Genomic DNA, 16,275 nt, shown 5'->3' on the forward strand with positions numbered 1-16,275 from the left:
CGCCGCCGCCGCTGCCGCTGCCGCCGCTGCCGCTGCCGCTGCCGCCGCCGCCGCCGCCGCCGCTGCCGCTGCCGCCACTGCCGCCACTGCCGCCACTGCCGCCACTGCCGCCACCGTGACCGCTGCCACCGCTGCCACCACTGCCACCACTGCCACCACTGCCACCACTGCCACCACTGCCACCACTGCCACCGCTGCCACCAGTGCCACCAGTGCCACCAGTGCCACCACTTCCACCAGTGCCACCACCGTGACTGCTGCTGCCGGTTCCGCCAGTGCTGCCCGTGCTGCCAACGACACCGCCACCGCCGGTGTTACCACCGCTGTGACCGCCAGTGTTGCCACCGGTACCGCTATTCCCACTTACGCTTCCACCTCCGGGTGCTCCGCCTCCAACCCCGGCTCCACCGCTCAGACCAGCGCCCGAATCGCCGCTGCCGCTATCGGAACTACCGCTGCTCGTCCCGCCCAGTCCGCTGGTTGCGAGCCCGTCTTGGCTCGCACTATCGATCAGCTGTGCGCATGCATTGGGATCGGCATCGTCACGGCACCGCGAGACGGCGAGTGCACGCTCGGCATCGCCATCCCCAGCGGCGGCGTACGGCGTGCTGCCCACCGGGCTCTTCGCAGTCGGGCGCGTGCTCGCGCTCGTGGAATCGGCGCGGCGTGTGAAGGCCTGATCAGCCTGCATGGATGCACTGCTTGCAGCCACCCAACCACCCATGACGTTGCCGAGCGAGACGGCTTGAGCATTGCTGGAAAAAGCGAGGGCTAGCAGCCCGACAAGAGAAGCACCCCGCAACCCAGAAAATGCGTAGTTGTGCTTATCGAAATCGATGTTTCCGACGTTTTTCATCATGAGCTCCCCGATGGGAACGGCGATCCAGTGCCGCCATGTCCCGATTGCGCGACGGGTGCGCACAGCATCTTTCTTTTTGCGAACGGATCGGCACGTGGTCAGCTATGCCAGATGAGGTCGAGCACTTGCGCGTGCGCGGTCCGGCGCAGCGGCTTTTACGTTCGCGATGGACGCACCCGTTTGCGGCCATGCGTACGCGGCCTCGCGATAACCGTGCCAGCGGGCGCAGTTCCACGCTACGTGAGGCATCGGCGTCAAGCGGCCGGTACCGCGGCAACCGAATCGGTCAAAAACGTTTCAAAGGTGAAACGCGGTGCAGAGCGACGGGCGCGAGCAGGGTGGCGTCAAGTGCGGCGAGCGACGCGCTGCATGACGCGCAACTCGTCGACAGGGATGTGACAGCGGATGGCGTGCCCGTTGCCGGCGTCGGCAAACGCCGGGTCGTGCTGCTCGCAGACGGCGCCGAGCTTGCGCGGGCAACGCGTGTGAAAGACGCAGCCGGAAGGCGGCGTTTGCGCGCTAGGCGGGTCGCCCGACAGGCGAATGCGCGCGTCGTGTCCGTCGGGCTGGTCGAACGTGGGGACTGCCGACAGCAATGCTTCGGTATACGGATGATGTGGGCCTTCGAACACGTCGCGCGCCGAACCGATCTCGAGCAGGCGCCCGACATAGAGCACGGCGATACGATCGGAGACATAGCGCACGACGTGCAGGTCGTGCGAGATGAAGACGTAGCTGACGCCGCGTTCGCGCTGCAAGTCCGTCAGCAGATTGAGGATCGCCGCCTGCACGGACACGTCGAGCGCCGAGGTCGGTTCGTCGCAGACCAGGACACGCGGCTCACCCGCAAACGCGCGCGCGATGGCGACGCGTTGCTTGAGTCCGCCCGACAGCTGCCGCGTGCGGGCGCCCAGATAGCGCTGCGGCAGCCGTACCGCGTCGACCAGCGACACGAGCCGTGCATTGTGTGCCCGGCCACGCAGCGCACCGAGCTTCGACAGCGCTCGCCCGATCAGATGCCGCACGGAATGAGCCCGGTTGAGTGCCGAGTCCGGGTTCTGAAACACGATTTGCAACGACTTGACCTGCTCGTCGTCGCGACGGTCGACGCGCGGCGGCAGGGGTTTGCCGTCGAGCTCCAGCTCACCGCCGGGGTCGGGCGCGAGCAGGCCGACGAGCAGCTTGGCGAGCGTCGTCTTGCCGCTGCCCGACTCGCCGACGAGACCCAGCGTCTCGCCGGCGCTGAGCTCGAGCGACACATCATGGACCGCGCGCAGCCGTTCGCCGGAGACGACGAACGTCTTCGAGAGATGCGCGGCGCGCAGCGCGACACGTGTCACGGGCTCGACCGGAGCACCGGCCGGGGGCGCCGTAACGTGTTGCTGCGCCTCGACGGCACGTGGCAACGTCGTCGCACGCAGGTAGTAGTGGCAACGCGACATCTGCGTACCGTGCGCGGCCGCGAACCGATGCGGCGGCGGCGCCTCGCGCGAGCAGCGCTCGTCGGCGAGGCGGCAGCGATTGGCAAAGGCACAGCCTTCGATGGGGGCGCCGGGCGGTGGCGGGCTGCCCGCGATCGTATCGAGCCGATCGTGATCCTTGCTGCGCTCGACGCCCGGCAGGCATCGCAGCAGGCCGACCGTGTACGGATGACGCGGCGCGGCGAACACGTCGCGCGTGGCGCCTTCCTCGACGAGCCGCCCCGCGTAAAGCACGCCGACGCGGCTGCACATACGCTTGATCACCGCGAGGTTGTGGCTGATGAACAGCACGGCGGTGCCCGTTTCTTCGCGCAGCTTCGCGACCAGGTCGAGCACCTCGGCTTCGACGGTCGCATCGAGCCCGGTCGTCGGCTCGTCGAGCACGAGGAGCGCCGGTGCGCTCGCCAGTGCCATCGCGATCACGACTCGCTGCTGCATGCCGCCCGACAGCTGATGCGGATAGCACTCCATCACGCGCTCGGGCGATGCGATACGCACGCGTGCCAGCATCCGCAACGCGCGCTCGCGCGCTTCGCTACGCGTGGTGCCTGCTACCTCGAATGCTTCGGACAGCTGGCGGCCGATTCGCAGTGAAGGATTGAGCGCACGGGCCGGATCCTGATAGACCATCGAGATCGTCGTCGCACGCAGCGTGCGCAGCGCGTTCGCATCGAGCGTGGCGACGTCGCGTCCCGCGATCGCAATATGGCCCGCTGTGATCCTGCCGTTTCTCGGCAGATACGAGAGGGCGGCGAGCGCGACCGTCGACTTGCCGCAGCCCGATTCGCCGACGAGCCCATAAGCTTCGCCACGCCGGACGCGGAACGACACGTCGTGCAGCACCTCACGGTCGCGCCCGCGCACGCGATAGACACACGTCAAGCCGACGACGGCCAGCGCATCGGGTTCGGACGTCGGCGCGGCCGCATCGAAACCGGGGGACGACATCTGTGACGCGGCACTCATCGATCGAGGGCTCCTTGCACGCTATCGGCGATCAGATTGACGCCGACGACGAGCGTGGCGATCGCCAGCGCATCGAATGCGACGGTCCACCACGCGCCGCCTGTCATCAATGAGTAGGACTCGGACAGGGCAAGCCCCCAGTCGGCCGACGGCGGCTGGATGCCGAAGCCGAGGAACGACAGCGTGGCCACGGCGAAGACTGCATAACCGAGCCGCACGGTCGCTTCGACGACGATCGGCTGCAGCACGTTCGGCAGGATCTCGGCGAACATGATGTAGAGCGCGCGCTCGCCACGTAGCTGGGCTGCGGCCACGTAGTCGAGGTGGCGTTCCGCGAAGACGGCGGTGCGGACGGTACGCGCCGTGATCGGCATGAACGTGAGGCCGATCACGAGCACGACCGTCGTATTCGATGCGCCGAGTGCCGCGAGCGCGGCCAGTGCAACGATGACGAGCGGCAAGGCGAGCAACGCATCGATGAGGCGGCCGACCACGTTGTCGAGCCAGCCGTCGAAGTAGCCGACGAAAAGACCGAGTGCGGTGCCGGCGAGGGTACCCACGAGCGTGGCGAGCGGCGCGATCGTGAGGATGTCGCGCGCGCCGACGATCACGCGCGAGAAAATGTCGCGCCCCAGTTGATCGGTGCCGAACCAATGCACACGATCGGGCATGCTTAGCGAATTGAGCGGGTCGGAGGCGTACGGATCGTACGGCACGACGAGCGGCCCGGCCAGCGCACAGCCGATCCAGAACGTGACGATCAGTGCGCCGACGATGAAGGCCGGAGAGCGCACGAGCGCGCGCAACACCTCGAAGCGCGGTGAGGGTGCGCCGCGCGGCACACCCTCTGCATGGACGGTCGATTCGCCTGGCCCGCTCATTCGGCCCCTCCGATGCGCAGACGCGGATCGAGCGCGACGAGCAGCGTGTCCGCGAGCAGATTGGCGAGCGTATAGACGATGCCGACGGTCAGCACGCCGGCCTCGAGCATGGGAAAGTCCTTGGCGGTGGCCGCGTTGAAGATCAGTGAACCGATGCCCTGATAGTGGAACAGTGTCTCGACGACCACGAGCCCACCCACCATGTAGCCGAGCTGCGTCGCGGCGACGGTGATGGTGGGCAGCAGTGCGTTGCGCAGCACGTGTCGCACGATCACGACGTGCCGCGGCAAGCCTTTGAGGATCGCCGTACGCGTGTAGTCGGCATCGAGCGCCTCGACGGTGCCGGCCCGCGCCATGCGCGCGATGTAGCCGAAGAAGACGAACACGAGTGGCAGTGCCGGCAAGATGAGATGCCGCAACGCCGTCAGCGGACCGGCATCGTCGGGGTAGGCGGCTTCGGTGGGCAGCCAGCCCAACCAGATGCCGAAGACGAGGATCAGCACGATCGACGAGACGAATTCGGGCACGACAGTCGCCGACAAGCCGACGATCATCAGCGCGCGATCGAGCCATCGCCCGGCATGCAGCGCGGCCCAAACGCCACCGGCGATGCCGAGCGGGACGACCACGACGAAGGCCAGTGCGCCGAGCTTGGCCGAATTGGCGAGCGCGCTGGCGATGAACGGTGCGACGGGCGTGCGAAACGCGTACGAGATGCCCATGTCGCCGCGCAGCATGTGTCCCATCCACGTCGTGTACTGCGCGAGCGCAGGCCGGTCCGCGCCGAGCTGATGATCGAGCGCGGCCACGGCCTGGGCATCGGCGAGCGGGCCCAGGATCGCCCGGCCGATGTCGCCGGGTAGCAACTGCCCCCCTGCGAACACGATGACCGACAGCAGCCATAGCGTGACGACCGACAGCGCCAGCCGGCCCGCGAGAAAGCGGGCCATGCGCAGGCCGCTGCCGCCGGCGAAATGGGCGCGATGGACGAAAGCCGCGGCGGTCGTGAGGAAACGGCTCATGCGCGTCCTATCAAGTGAGCGTCGCGCGATCGAAGTAGAGCTGCGAGATCGCCGTGAAGCGTACGCCGGTCACGTTCTTGCGCATAGCGATGAGCTGATCGAAGAAGTACGGAATGGCCATGGGCGTCTCGTCGAGCAGCAGCGTTTCGATTTGCCCCGCGATGCGCCTTTGCGAACCGACATCGATCGCACCGACGAATTGCGCGACGAGCCCATCGTATTGCGGGCTCTTGAAGTGGGCGGCGTTCCACGGCCCGTTGCTCGTGAGCGGGGCGTTGAGAAACACATTGGGTACGCCGCGATGGCCGTAGTCGGTGATGCCGAGCGGCGCATCGAGCCAGTCGGAGCGCCCGAACGTGCCGGCGCCGTAATAGAGCTGCTGCGTCTCGATCCTCAAAGTAATGCGAATGCCGACCGCCTTCGCGGCGTTCTGCACGACGATGGCGAGATCGGGAATCTCCATGAACTTCTCGGTAGTCAACGTGACGTCGAGCCCGTTCGGGTAACCGGCTTGCGCGAGCAGCTGCCTGGCGTGCGCCACGTCGAGCCGGCGTTGCGCCACCGACGTATCCGTTGAAGGAAACACCGGCGCGAACGGGCTGTCGTTGCCGAGCACCGCCCGTCCCTTGAACAGGCCCTTGACCATCGCTTCACGGTCGAGCGCGAAGGCGAGCGCCTGCCGCACGCGCTTGTCCTTGAACGGCCCCGTATCGCAGCGCATATGAATCTGCCGATGCGCGCTCGACTTCACCCCTTGCACGACGAACTCGGGATGATTGAGCAGGCCTGCGCCGCCTTGCACCGTGAAGTCGCCCATCACGTCGGCTTGCCGGCCCTGCAGCGCGAGGATCTGGGCCTGCTGGTCGGCGTAGAACGAGAACTGCACGCGCGCAAGCAGCGCTTTTTCGCCCCAATAATCAGGATTCCGTACGAACGACGCGCCGACTTTCGGCTGGTACTTTTCGAGCTTGAACGGTCCCGTGCCGATGAAGCTTTTCTCGTAGCTGCCGTTGAAGTCGGCCGGCAGGATCACGGCGTTGTAATTGTCCGAAGACACGTAATACGGAAAGTTGCCGTTCGGCGCATCGAGATGAAACGCCACGGTGTAGTCGTCCACGACGCGCGAGCCGCCTTTGGACAGCACGCCCTTGAGCACCGAGAGCGCTGCCGAGCCACTTGCAGGATCTGCCAGCCGATCGAACGTCGCCGCGACGTCCTTTGCCGTCAGTGGCCGGCCGTCGTGGAACTTGACGTTGCGGCGCAGCTTGAACGTCCATACGTCGCCCTTCGCATTGGGCGCCCACGACAGGGCGAGCGCCGGCGTGAGTCTGGGCGGGTCCGCTTCGTCGTTGATGAGGAATTCGCCGGTCTGCGCGATCAGCGCAAGGCCGGCGGCGTCGGTGACGGTCAGGGGATCCACGGCGCCGGCCGGCGTCAGGTGGGCGACGCGAATCGTCGCGTTCGTCGGTGCGCCCGTCTGCGCGCGTGCGCTGCGCGGGACCGCAAGGCCCCCGGCGGCAAGCGCGATGCCGGACAAGCCCATCACGCCCGCATAACGCAGCAGATCGCGCCGCGTGAGGCGCTGCGCCAGGTATTCGTCGACGGCGTGGTTGCCGAGCTCGCCGCAATCGCGGCGGGCAGCTTCGAGTGCGAGGCGCAAGGCGGCGGGAGTCTTCATCGGTGAGGTGTTCCGTTTCGTTGAAAAGGCGTGCGGGCAACGCACAGTGCGACGATCGGTACTACGACGACGAAATGCGCATGCAGTGTAGCGCGACTTGCACCGCGCGAGCGGATGCGCGGGCCTCGCGAGCCAGCGCCCTCGCGGGCGGCAGGCATTCGTCGGATCTGGCGGCACGCATCCGCGTGGCGCATGCGGCGATACAAACAAAGAGCCCGTCCGTGCCGACAGCGGAACGGACGGGCTCGCCGGGAGCGTGCAAGCGAGGGCGCAAGCCCCCGCCGCGCGGCTTATTTGATTTTCGCGTTGATGACCGCCTCGGACACGTTCGTCGGCGTTTCGGAGTAGTGCTTGAACTCCATCGTGTAGGTCGCACGGCCTTGCGTCAGCGAGCGCAGCGACGTCGAGTAGCCGAACATCTCGGCCAGCGGCACTTCGGCGCGCACGAGCTTGCCGCCGCCGCCGGCGATGTCCTCCATGCCTTGCACGATGCCGCGACGACCCGACAGGTCGCCCATCACGTTGCCCATGAACTCTTCGGGCGTTTCGACTTCCACGTGCATCATCGGCTCGAGCAGCACCGGCTTGGCACGGCGCATCGCCTCCTTGAACGCCATCGAGCCGGCCATACGGAACGCGTTTTCGTTCGAGTCGACGTCGTGGTACGAACCGAAGGTCAGCGTGACCTTCACGTCGACGACCGGGAAGCCCGCGAGAATGCCGCTCTTGAGCGTCTCCTGGACGCCCTTGTCGACGGCCGGAATGTACTCGCGCGGCACGACGCCGCCCTTGATCGCGTCGACGAACTCATAGCCTTTGCCAGGCGTTTGCGGTTCGAGCTTGATGACGACGTGACCGTACTGGCCGCGGCCGCCCGATTGCTTGACGAACTTGCCTTCTACGTCCTGGGCCAACGTGCGCACCGTTTCGCGGTACGCCACTTGCGGCTTGCCGACGGTCGCCTCGACGCCGAATTCGCGCTTCATGCGGTCGACGATGATTTCGAGGTGCAGCTCGCCCATCCCCGAGATGATCGTCTGGCCCGATTCTTCATCGGTCTGCACGCGGAACGACGGGTCTTCCTGCGCGAGACGGTTCAGTGCGATGCCCATCTTCTCCTGGTCGGCTTTCGTCTTGGGCTCGACGGCCTGTGAGATCACCGGGTCGGGGAACACCATCCTTTCGAGGATGATGAACTTGTCGGGCGCGCACAGCGTGTCGCCCGTCGTCGCCTCCTTGAGGCCGACGGCGGCCGCGATGTCGCCTGCGAAGACTTCCTTGATTTCCTTACGCTCGTTCGCGTGCATCTGCAGGATGCGACCGAGGCGCTCCTTCTTATCCTTGGTCGAGTTCAGCACCGTGTCGCCCGAATTGACGACGCCCGAGTACACGCGGAAGAAGATCAACTGTCCGACGAACGGGTCGGTCATGATCTTGAACGCGAGTGCGGAGAACGGCTCGTCGTCGCTCGGGTGACGCTCGGCTTCGCGGTCGTGCTCGTCGTGGCCAAGGATCGCGGGGATGTCGACGGGCGAGGGCAGGTAGTCGATGACCGCATCGAGCATCGCTTGCACGCCCTTGTTCTTGAACGCGCTGCCGCACAGCATCGGCACGATTTCGTTGGCGATCGTGCGCTTGCGCAGGCCGGCCTTGATCTCGGCTTCCGTCAGCGAGGTGTGGTCGTGGAGGTACTTTTCGAGCATCTCTTCGCTGGCCTCGGCGGCGGCTTCGACCATCTTCTCGTGCCATTCCTGGGCGGTCGCCTTCAGGTCGTCGGGAATGTCCCGATACTCGAAGCGCACGCCCTGGCTTTCGTCATCCCAGATGATCGCCTTCATCTTCACGAGGTCGATCACGCCCTGGAAGTGATCTTCGGCGCCGACCGGAATCTGGATCGGCACGGCGACGCCCTTCAGGCGCTCGCCGATCTGCCGCTGCACGCGGAAGAAATCCGCGCCGACGCGGTCCATCTTGTTGACGAACGCGATGCGCGGCACTTTGTACTTGTTCGCCTGGCGCCAGACCGTCTCGGACTGCGGCTGCACGCCGCCCACCGAGTCGTAGACCATGCACGCGCCGTCGAGCACGCGCATCGAGCGTTCGACTTCGATCGTGAAGTCGACGTGGCCCGGGGTATCGATGATGTTGATGCGGTGCTCGGGGTAGTTGCCGGCCATGCCCTTCCAGAAGGCCGTGGTGGCTGCCGAGGTGATCGTGATGCCGCGCTCCTGCTCCTGTTCCATCCAGTCCATGGTCGCCGCGCCGTCGTGAACCTCGCCGATCTTGTGGCTCACGCCGGTATAGAACAGGATGCGTTCAGTGGTCGTGGTTTTGCCGGCATCGATGTGAGCGCTGATGCCGATGTTCCGGTAGCGCTCGATGGGAGTCTTGCGGGACACGTCGATCTCCTTGGGAGTGGGCGACGCGGTGAAGCCGAGCGTCATGCTCGTGCGTTGCGCGTCGCATGCAGTGTTGCAGACTTAAAAGCATAGCGCTTGGCAACGGCTTTTGCAGGCTTCCCGGCAGGCCAGGGCGGGAGGGGACGCGGCGGGCGCTCGCGAACGACCGGGCGTCGTCGGCAAGCGCACACACGGCAGGGGTAGGGGCAGGCAGGAGCGCCGTTATTGCGGCCGCGGCAGGCCGTCGATCTTCATGCCCGGCTTGATGCCCTTCGCCGAGAACCAGCCCTTGCTCATTTCCAGCGCATACACGCCGTTGTTGCGCGGGCAGTGGTTGTTGGTCGTTTCGGCCTGCATTTCGTCGATGTCGGTGATCGTGCCGTCGGCCCGCATGAACGCGATCGACAGCGGGATCAAGGTGTTCTTCATCCAAAAGCAGTGCACGGCGTTCTCGCCGAACACGAACAGCATGCCCTCGTTCGGGGCGAGCTGCGTGCGGTACATGAGCCCCTGCTCGCGGTCGGGGTCGTTGGCGGCGACGCCGGCATCGATGACGAACATGCCGGTGGTCAGCTTGACGTGCGGGAACTCGCCGGGCTGCTTGGCGCCGGGCGGGATCTGCGCGAGGGCGGCGTGAGGGAGCAGCGCCACGGCGGCGCAAGCAAGAGGCAGCGCCGCGGCGCAGGCGAGGCGGGCCATCCACGAACGGGCGAAAAGTCGCACGAGATCACTCCTTGCAGAACAGACTGACGGGGAACTCGCGCATGTTACGCGAGCAGCGCTCGCCGACGCAAAGGCGCGGGACCGGCGCGCGCAAAAACAGGAACGGCAAAAGCAAAAGAAAAAGGCAGGCGCCTTGCGACGACCTGCCTTACAACGCCGTAAAGAACGGCAGTACTGCTAATTCTTGACTGCGTTGTTACAACAGCCTTACTCCGAAGCGCCCGAAGCGGCTTCAGCCTTAGCTGCCTTCTTTGCGTGCTTCTTAGCGTGCTTCTTGACTTCCTTCTTTGCCGGTGCCGAAGCAGCAGCTGCCGGAGCAGCCGAAGCAGCAGCCGGAGCCGAAGCTTGTGCGAAAGCAGCCGTTGCGAACAGGCCAGCAACCAGAGCGGCGATCAGTTTGTTCATTTTGTGAATCCTCAGCTTTAGTTAATTAACCAAATGACCCGGTCAATGAGTCAAGACGGTAAACGTGCCATCCACCTTTCGGTTGACAGCCGCATCAAACATTTTTGCCGACGCGTCTGCGAGCTTCCCGTTGGTCGCCCCATCCTGCAGAAACAGGTCGGTTCGAATGCCCGGTGGGCTAATGCCGGATAGCTTCGAGCGGCATCTGCGTCGAATAACGCGCGACTCGCGCAGCCGGTTGACGACATTTTCGGGATTTTTATCAGCCGCAATCCGGCGCGCCCGAAATGCGTTGGGGAAATTCGAAAAAATCCATTTCGAACAAAGAGTTAGTCGTTATTTGGCCGATTTCGGCGTAGCCCCTCGGGGGCGTCCGGCCAATCCGTCCCACGGTGCGCGAGGCGGCAGCTCCTTCGATTCGCCGGGCGCGAGGCCGAGCGTCATGAGGTCGAGCGCGCCGACCCCGACGCGGACGAGGCGCAGGGTCGGGAAGCCGACAGCCGCCGTCATGCGCCGCACCTGGCGGTTCTTGCCTTCGGTGATCGCGAGCTCGAGCCAGGTCGTCGGAATGGCGGCGCGATAGCGGACCGGCGGCACGCGAGGCCACAGCGTGCCGGGCTCCTCGATGACGTGCGCCCGGCACGGCTGGGTGACGTAGTCGCCGAGGTCGACGCCACGCGTCAGCGCAGCGAGCGCCGCTGTGTCGGGTACGCCCTCGACTTGCGCCCAGTAGCGCTTGACGAGCTTGTGGCGCGGCTCGGCGATGCGTGCCTGCAGCGTGCCGTCGTCGGTCAGCAGCAGCAAACCCTCGCTGTCGGCGTCGAGGCGGCCGGCGGGATAGATGCCGGGCACCTTCACCCAATCCGCGAGCGAGGCGCGCGTTTCGTGCGGCGAAAACTGGCAGATCGTGCCGAACGGCTTGTTCAGGGCGATGAGACGCATGGCTGGAAACGATGAGGGGCAAGGCGCGGACGGCCGCATGCGGGCCGCCCGCTATGGCAAATGGCGGAATCTTAATGCATAATACGGAACGACAAGTCTTTTGTCTTATATAAGACCCAAGACTGGCCGCTGTCTCTGTCCGCGCGCTGTCGAACCGTTTCACGGGGCCGAGGCAGGCATCACCGCCTGTCCGATGCCGTCCGTCCAACGCATGTCGTCGTGGCGCTTGCGCGCGGGCGACGTGGGCTAGAATAGCGATCCAGCCGCATTCGCGCGGCCGCGTCAATGCATTAGAGAGACAACGCGAACGAACAAGCGCAGCGAGACGAGGCGTCCGGTTTCGCGGTTTCCATCTGTACTCACTTGCACAGTCAACACTGGAGTCGATCATGCCGTATCAGCACATCAAGGTTCCGACGGGCGGTGACAAAATCACTGTCAACGCGGACTTTTCGCTCAACGTTTCCGACCAGCCGATCATTCCTTACATCGAAGGTGACGGCACGGGCGTGGACATCACGCCGGTGATGATCAAGGTCGTCGATGCGGCCGTCGAAAAGGCGTACAGCGGCAAGCGCAAGATCCACTGGATGGAGATCTACGCGGGCGAGAAGGCGACCAAGGTGTACGGTCCCGACGTCTGGCTGCCCGAAGAAACGCTGCAAGTGCTGAAGGAGTACGTCGTCTCGATCAAGGGTCCGCTGACGACGCCGGTCGGTGGCGGCATCCGCTCGCTGAACGTCGCGCTGCGTCAGGATCTCGACCTGTACGTGTGCCTGCGCCCCGTGCAGTACTTCAAGGGCGTGCCTTCGCCGGTGCGTGAGCCGGAGAAGACCAACATGGTGATCTTCCGCGAGAACTCGGAAGACATCTACGCCGGCATCGAATGGGCGGCCGGCTCGGAGCAGGCGAAGAAGGTCATCAAGTTCCTGCGCGAAGAAATGGGCGTGAAGAAGATCCGCTTCCCCGAAACGTCGGGTATCGGCGTCAAGCCCGTTTCGAGCGAAGGCACGGAGCGTCTCGTGCGCAAGGCGATCCAGTACGCGATCGACAACGATCGCCGCTCGGTCACGCTCGTGCACAAGGGCAACATCATGAAGTTCACGGAAGGTGCCTTCCGCGACGCCGGCTACGCGCTGGCCCAGAAGGAATTCGGTGCCGAGCTCATCGACGGCGGCCCGTGGATGAAGTTCAAGAACCCGAAGACGGGCAACGAGATCGTCGTGAAGGACGTGATCGCCGACGCGTTCCTGCAGCAGATCCTGCTGCGTCCGGCCGAGTACGACGTGATCGCCACGCTGAACCTGAACGGCGACTACATCTCGGACGCACTGGCTGCGCAAGTGGGCGGCATCGGTATCGCACCGGGCGCGAACCTGTCGGATTCGGTGGCGATGTTCGAAGCGACGCACGGCACGGCGCCGAAGTACGCAGGCAAGGACTACGTGAACCCGGGTTCGGAAATCCTGTCGGCCGAAATGATGCTGCGTCACCTCGGCTGGACCGAAGCGGCCGACGTCATCATCTCGTCGATGGAGAAGTCGATCCTGCAAAAGCGCGTCACGTATGACTTCGCACGCCTGATGGAAGGCGCGACGCAAGTGTCGTGCTCGGGCTTCGGTCAGGTGCTGATCGAGAACATGTAAGCGCGTTTCGACGCGTGGCCGGAGCGATCCGGCGAACCCCGGCGTGCGCGCAAGTGCCGCCGGGGTTTTTCATTGGTGCGGCATGAGCGCCGATGAGCGTTGACTACGCGCGTACGAGCGCCTGATAGCCGGCATCCTCGATCGCCGCAACGAACGCGTCGCTTGGCTGCGTCGATTCGATGCGTACCGTCTTCGTCGCCATGTCGATGTCCACGCTCGCCTGCGCATCGACGCGCTTGACTGCCTGCGTGACCGCGCTCGAGCAGTGGCCGCAGGTCATGTCGTTCACTTGCAATTCCATGATCGTCATCTCCGTTCGTTGGTAGAGCGGTGCCATCGTGGACCTTCCCGCGATGGGAAGGTCAAGCCTCGTTACGGTTGCTTGTGCAACGGCAACGTTCAAGCGCCAGGTGCCTCGCCTGTGTACTCGTAGGCGACTGTGCCCTTCGGATGTTCGAACCAGCCGGGGTCTCGATAGTCGTCGCGGCCGAGCCCTTCGCGCACCTTCACGACGCTGAACATGCCGCCCATTTCGAGCGCGCCGAACGGGCCTGTGCCCGTCATCATCGGCAGCGTGTTCTCGGGCAGCGGCATCTCCATCTCGCCCATCGAACCTCCCGTGCTGCCCATTGCCATGTAGTCGGGCACGAGCTTGTTGATGCGCTTGGCGAGATCGCGCTGATCGACGCCAATGAAGGTCGGCACCTGATGACCCATCGCATTCATCGTGTGATGCGACTTGTGGCAGTGAAAGGCCCAGTCGCCGGGGCGGTCGGCCGTGAACTCGATCGCGCGCATCTGCCCTACTGCGACGTCGGCCGTCACCTCCGGCCAGCGTGCGCCGGGCGGGACCCAGCCGCCGTCGGTGCCGGTCACTTCGAAGCTGTAGCCGTGCAGGTGAATCGGGTGATTGGTCATCGTCAGATTACCGATGCGGATGCGAACGCGATCACCGGCGCGCACGGGCAGCGGATCGATACCCGGGAACACGCGCGCGTTCCACGCCCACATGTTGAAGTCCGTCATCTCGTTCACACGCGGCGTGAAGCTGCCCGGGTCGATGTCGTAGGCCGACATCAGGAACACGAAGTCGCGATCGACTGCCAGCGTGCCGGGCACCTTTGGATGCACGATGAATGCCCCCATCATGCCCATCGCCATTTGCACCATTTCGTCCGCGTGCGGGTGATACATGAACGTGCCGGGCTTCTCGAGTTCGAACTCGTAGACGAACGTCTTGCCGGGCGGGATGTACGGTTGCGTGAGGCCGCCCACGCCGTCCATGCCGCACGGCAACCGCATGCCGTGCCAGTGCACGGTCGTGTGCTCGGGCAGCTTGTTCGTCACGAAGATGCGGACCTTGTCACCTTCGACGGCCTCGATCGTCGGGCCGGGCGCCTGGCCGTTGTAACCCCACAGATTCGCCTTCATGCCGGGTGCCATCTCGCGCACGACGGGCTCGGCGATCAGATGAAACTCCTTCCAGCCATTTTTCATGCGCCACGGCAGCGACCAGCCGTTCAGCGTCGCGACCGGCCTGTACGGGCGGCCGTTCGGCGGGGCGAGCGGCGGTTGCATCACTGCGCTCGCCATCGTCGGGGCCTCGGGCAGCGATGCGGCGCCGGCCTTGCTGACGAGTGCAGCACCGAGCAGCGCGGCGCCCGAGCCGCTCAAAAACATTCGACGTGACACCATCTCAATCACCTTTACTCGTGTGGGATGCCGGCGTCGCGTCCTGCGTCGCGGCAAGTGGCGGGTGGGGATCGGCGGCCGGGGGGGAGGGAAGCCGCCCGCCGAGGGCCTGTTGCAGATCGGTCTGCGCAAGCCAAAAGTTCTTGAGCGCTTCGATGTAGTCGTGCACGGCAGCCGCCTGGTCACGCGAATCGGCCAGCAGATCGAACACGCTAGCGAGCATGCCGTTGTAGCGAAGCAGCAGTTCGTCGGAGATCGCCTTGTGTAGCGGCACGACTTCGTCGCGGTAGTGCTTGGCGATGTCGTAGTTCGTCACGTAGGTCGCATACGATTCGCGCACCTCCGAGCGTGCATCGAGCGCGGTCGGTGCGAGCTGTAGCCTGTCGATCGGCAGATCAGGCAAGCGATCGGGCAGCGTGTAGGGCGCATCCGTCTCCTTCAGGCCCATCGCACGCGTGAGCTTTTCGCGCGCGGCAAGTGCCGTCTGCCGAGCCCGCGCGAGCTGAGCCGCCGATTCCGCATAAAACGCCTGTTCGCGCGCGTAGTCGAGCTTGCTGAAGTGGCCGGCGGCGCGCATGCGTCGCGCGAGCTCGGCGCCAGCAGCGGCCGAGTCGTCGACCTGCGCCGCGTAGGTCGCCGCTTGCCGGGCCGCGACCGCCTCGACGTAGGCGCGTCGTGTATCGGCTGAGACGCAGAGCTGGGTGTCGGTCGTCTCGACGGCAGGTGACGCTTGCCGGTCGCGATGATTGAGGCGCGCCACCTGCACGGCGTCGTCCATGCCGAGCGGTTTGGCGGGCAGTGCTTGCGCCTGTTGGGCGGCGGCCTCGTGGTCCCGGCCCTGGCCCGTCCTCATGGGCGCTTTGACGGCGGTGTTCAGCTGCTGCCAGCCCGGCGCGTCATCGTCGTGAAACGGTCGGTAGCCGTCGAGGGTGGCCGGCGCGGTGGCGGCCGGCACGGCTGCGTCGGCCGTTTGCGGCTCGGGCAGCGTCGTGATGGCGCAGGCGAGCGTCGGCAAGGCTGCCGCCGCGGCCGCGAGCGCCGCAAAAATCGTTCGCATGTTCTTTTCCCGTCGTGAGTCGTTCGCGCGGGCATCAAAGGTCCGCGCATAGGCAACGTGCGCCGCTACGGATGGCGGCAGTAACGATCAGACGAGTGCGGGACGGGGAGGGCGTTCGATGCCGCCCGTCAGGAACGACGCGCTGGCGGCGGAGCGAATCAGCGGCTTGGCGACCCGCGCGCCAGGCGCGGGCGCGTCGACGACGGGCGTCGACGGCAGCGGGCCGCCGACGCAGCAGGATGCGCAGCTCGAGCAGGCATGCGCGTGCGAGGTGGCGTGGCGATGATGATCGGCGGCGACCCGTTCATCGGCCATGGGGCCGTGCGTGGCTACCTGTGTGGCGGCGTGATGCAGGGACTCGCAATCGGTCGGTGCGACGGCGAACGACTGGGCGGCAAAGCCCAGAGTCAGCAGCACGACGAAGAGGAGACGGCACCAGAAAGACATGGGGGGTGAGTCTATCACGCGCTGGGAGGCGAGTCGTATTGCGTGCGCTGCACGCGCGACGCATATATGCCGTATTA

14 protein-coding genes are annotated in these 16,275 nt (G+C 65.5%); 1 reads left to right on the top strand and 13 read right to left on the bottom strand.

Annotated features, from left to right (window positions below; all coding sequences use genetic code 11):
• The 9 genes from D7S89_RS27605 to D7S89_RS25260 all read right to left on the bottom strand — a co-directional run.
• A partial coding sequence (locus tag D7S89_RS27605) for a hypothetical protein (RefSeq protein ID WP_220702204.1) occupies nucleotides 1-856 on the bottom strand: 856 nt, incomplete at its 3' end.
• Nucleotides 857-1,203: 347 nt separating this feature from the next.
• Entirely contained in the window at nucleotides 1,204-3,306 is a 2,103-nt protein-coding gene (locus D7S89_RS25225; protein WP_121281613.1) for an ABC transporter ATP-binding protein, read from the bottom strand.
• Nucleotides 3,303-4,187, bottom strand: a complete 885-nt coding sequence (locus D7S89_RS25230) for an ABC transporter permease (protein WP_121281614.1) — start codon at nucleotides 4,185-4,187, stop codon at nucleotides 3,303-3,305. The genes D7S89_RS25225 and D7S89_RS25230 overlap by 4 nt, the downstream gene beginning before the upstream one ends.
• Complete coding sequence (locus D7S89_RS25235; protein ID WP_121281615.1) at nucleotides 4,184-5,209, bottom strand: ABC transporter permease; 1,026 nt, start codon at nucleotides 5,207-5,209, stop codon at nucleotides 4,184-4,186. Before D7S89_RS25235 ends, D7S89_RS25230 begins: the two co-directional genes overlap by 4 nt.
• 10 nt (nucleotides 5,210-5,219) lie before the next feature.
• Nucleotides 5,220-6,887, bottom strand: a complete 1,668-nt coding sequence (locus tag D7S89_RS25240; RefSeq protein ID WP_121281616.1) for an ABC transporter substrate-binding protein — start codon at nucleotides 6,885-6,887, stop codon at nucleotides 5,220-5,222.
• Nucleotides 6,888-7,177: 290 nt separating this feature from the next.
• A complete protein-coding gene (gene fusA, locus D7S89_RS25245) occupies nucleotides 7,178-9,286 on the bottom strand; it encodes an elongation factor G (protein WP_121281670.1) in 2,109 nt (702 codons plus the stop codon).
• Nucleotides 9,287-9,508: 222 nt separating this feature from the next.
• Nucleotides 9,509-9,985: a DUF192 domain-containing protein gene (locus D7S89_RS25250; protein ID WP_121281617.1), complete on the bottom strand. Its 477-nt coding sequence runs from the start codon at nucleotides 9,983-9,985 to the stop codon at nucleotides 9,509-9,511.
• A 231-nt stretch (nucleotides 9,986-10,216) separates the two neighbouring features.
• A complete protein-coding gene (locus tag D7S89_RS25255) occupies nucleotides 10,217-10,414 on the bottom strand; it encodes a hypothetical protein (RefSeq protein WP_121281618.1) in 198 nt (65 codons plus the stop codon).
• A gap of 336 nt (nucleotides 10,415-10,750) precedes the next feature.
• On the bottom strand, nucleotides 10,751-11,356 hold the full coding sequence (locus D7S89_RS25260) for a pseudouridine synthase (RefSeq protein WP_121281619.1): 606 nt from the start codon (nucleotides 11,354-11,356) through the stop codon (nucleotides 10,751-10,753).
• A 389-nt stretch (nucleotides 11,357-11,745) separates the two neighbouring features.
• On the opposite strand from D7S89_RS25260, the gene icd reads away from it, so the two are divergent.
• Nucleotides 11,746-13,002, top strand: coding sequence for an NADP-dependent isocitrate dehydrogenase (icd, locus tag D7S89_RS25265; RefSeq protein WP_121281620.1), 1,257 nt, complete (start codon nucleotides 11,746-11,748; stop codon nucleotides 13,000-13,002).
• A 103-nt stretch (nucleotides 13,003-13,105) separates the two neighbouring features.
• On the opposite strand, the gene D7S89_RS25270 is transcribed toward icd, so the two are convergent.
• The 4 genes from D7S89_RS25270 to D7S89_RS25285 form a co-directional block, all read right to left on the bottom strand.
• The gene (locus tag D7S89_RS25270) at nucleotides 13,106-13,303 is read right to left on the bottom strand and encodes a heavy-metal-associated domain-containing protein (RefSeq protein WP_183085343.1); all 198 of its coding nucleotides are present in this window, start codon (nucleotides 13,301-13,303) and stop codon (nucleotides 13,106-13,108) included.
• 98 nt (nucleotides 13,304-13,401) lie between these two features.
• Entirely contained in the window at nucleotides 13,402-14,697 is a 1,296-nt protein-coding gene (locus D7S89_RS25275; protein ID WP_121281621.1) for a multicopper oxidase family protein, read from the bottom strand.
• Between the two features lies 1 nt (nucleotide 14,698).
• The gene (locus D7S89_RS25280; RefSeq protein WP_245983267.1) at nucleotides 14,699-15,751 is read right to left on the bottom strand and encodes a TolC family protein; all 1,053 of its coding nucleotides are present in this window, start codon (nucleotides 15,749-15,751) and stop codon (nucleotides 14,699-14,701) included.
• Between the two features lie 87 nt (nucleotides 15,752-15,838).
• Nucleotides 15,839-16,198 (bottom strand): hypothetical protein, encoded by a 360-nt coding sequence (locus D7S89_RS25285; protein WP_121281622.1) that lies wholly within the window; start codon nucleotides 16,196-16,198, stop codon nucleotides 15,839-15,841.
• Nucleotides 16,199-16,275 lie beyond the last annotated feature (77 nt).

This window comes from Trinickia fusca, from assembly GCF_003628145.1.
Classification (GTDB): domain Bacteria; phylum Pseudomonadota; class Gammaproteobacteria; order Burkholderiales; family Burkholderiaceae; genus Trinickia; species Trinickia fusca.

Excerpts from the sequence above, each read along its gene's own strand:
- D7S89_RS25225 (WP_121281613.1), bottom strand. The coding sequence starts at position 3,306 with ATGAGTGCCGCGTCACAGATGTCGTCCCCCGGTTTCGATGCGGCCGCG.
- D7S89_RS25230 (WP_121281614.1), bottom strand. The coding sequence starts at position 4,187 with ATGAGCGGGCCAGGCGAATCGACCGTCCATGCAGAGGGTGTGCCGCGC.
- D7S89_RS25235 (WP_121281615.1), bottom strand. The coding sequence starts at position 5,209 with ATGAGCCGTTTCCTCACGACCGCCGCGGCTTTCGTCCATCGCGCCCAT.
- D7S89_RS25240 (WP_121281616.1), bottom strand. The coding sequence starts at position 6,887 with ATGAAGACTCCCGCCGCCTTGCGCCTCGCACTCGAAGCTGCCCGCCGC.
- D7S89_RS25250 (WP_121281617.1), bottom strand. The coding sequence starts at position 9,985 with ATGGCCCGCCTCGCCTGCGCCGCGGCGCTGCCTCTTGCTTGCGCCGCC.
- D7S89_RS25255 (WP_121281618.1), bottom strand. The coding sequence starts at position 10,414 with ATGAACAAACTGATCGCCGCTCTGGTTGCTGGCCTGTTCGCAACGGCT.
- D7S89_RS25260 (WP_121281619.1), bottom strand. The coding sequence starts at position 11,356 with ATGCGTCTCATCGCCCTGAACAAGCCGTTCGGCACGATCTGCCAGTTT.
- icd (WP_121281620.1), top strand. The coding sequence starts at position 11,746 with ATGCCGTATCAGCACATCAAGGTTCCGACGGGCGGTGACAAAATCACT.
- D7S89_RS25270 (WP_183085343.1), bottom strand. The coding sequence starts at position 13,303 with ATGGAATTGCAAGTGAACGACATGACCTGCGGCCACTGCTCGAGCGCG.
- D7S89_RS25275 (WP_121281621.1), bottom strand. The coding sequence starts at position 14,697 with ATGGTGTCACGTCGAATGTTTTTGAGCGGCTCGGGCGCCGCGCTGCTC.
- D7S89_RS25280 (WP_245983267.1), bottom strand. The coding sequence starts at position 15,751 with ATGCGAACGATTTTTGCGGCGCTCGCGGCCGCGGCGGCAGCCTTGCCG.
- D7S89_RS25285 (WP_121281622.1), bottom strand. The coding sequence starts at position 16,198 with ATGTCTTTCTGGTGCCGTCTCCTCTTCGTCGTGCTGCTGACTCTGGGC.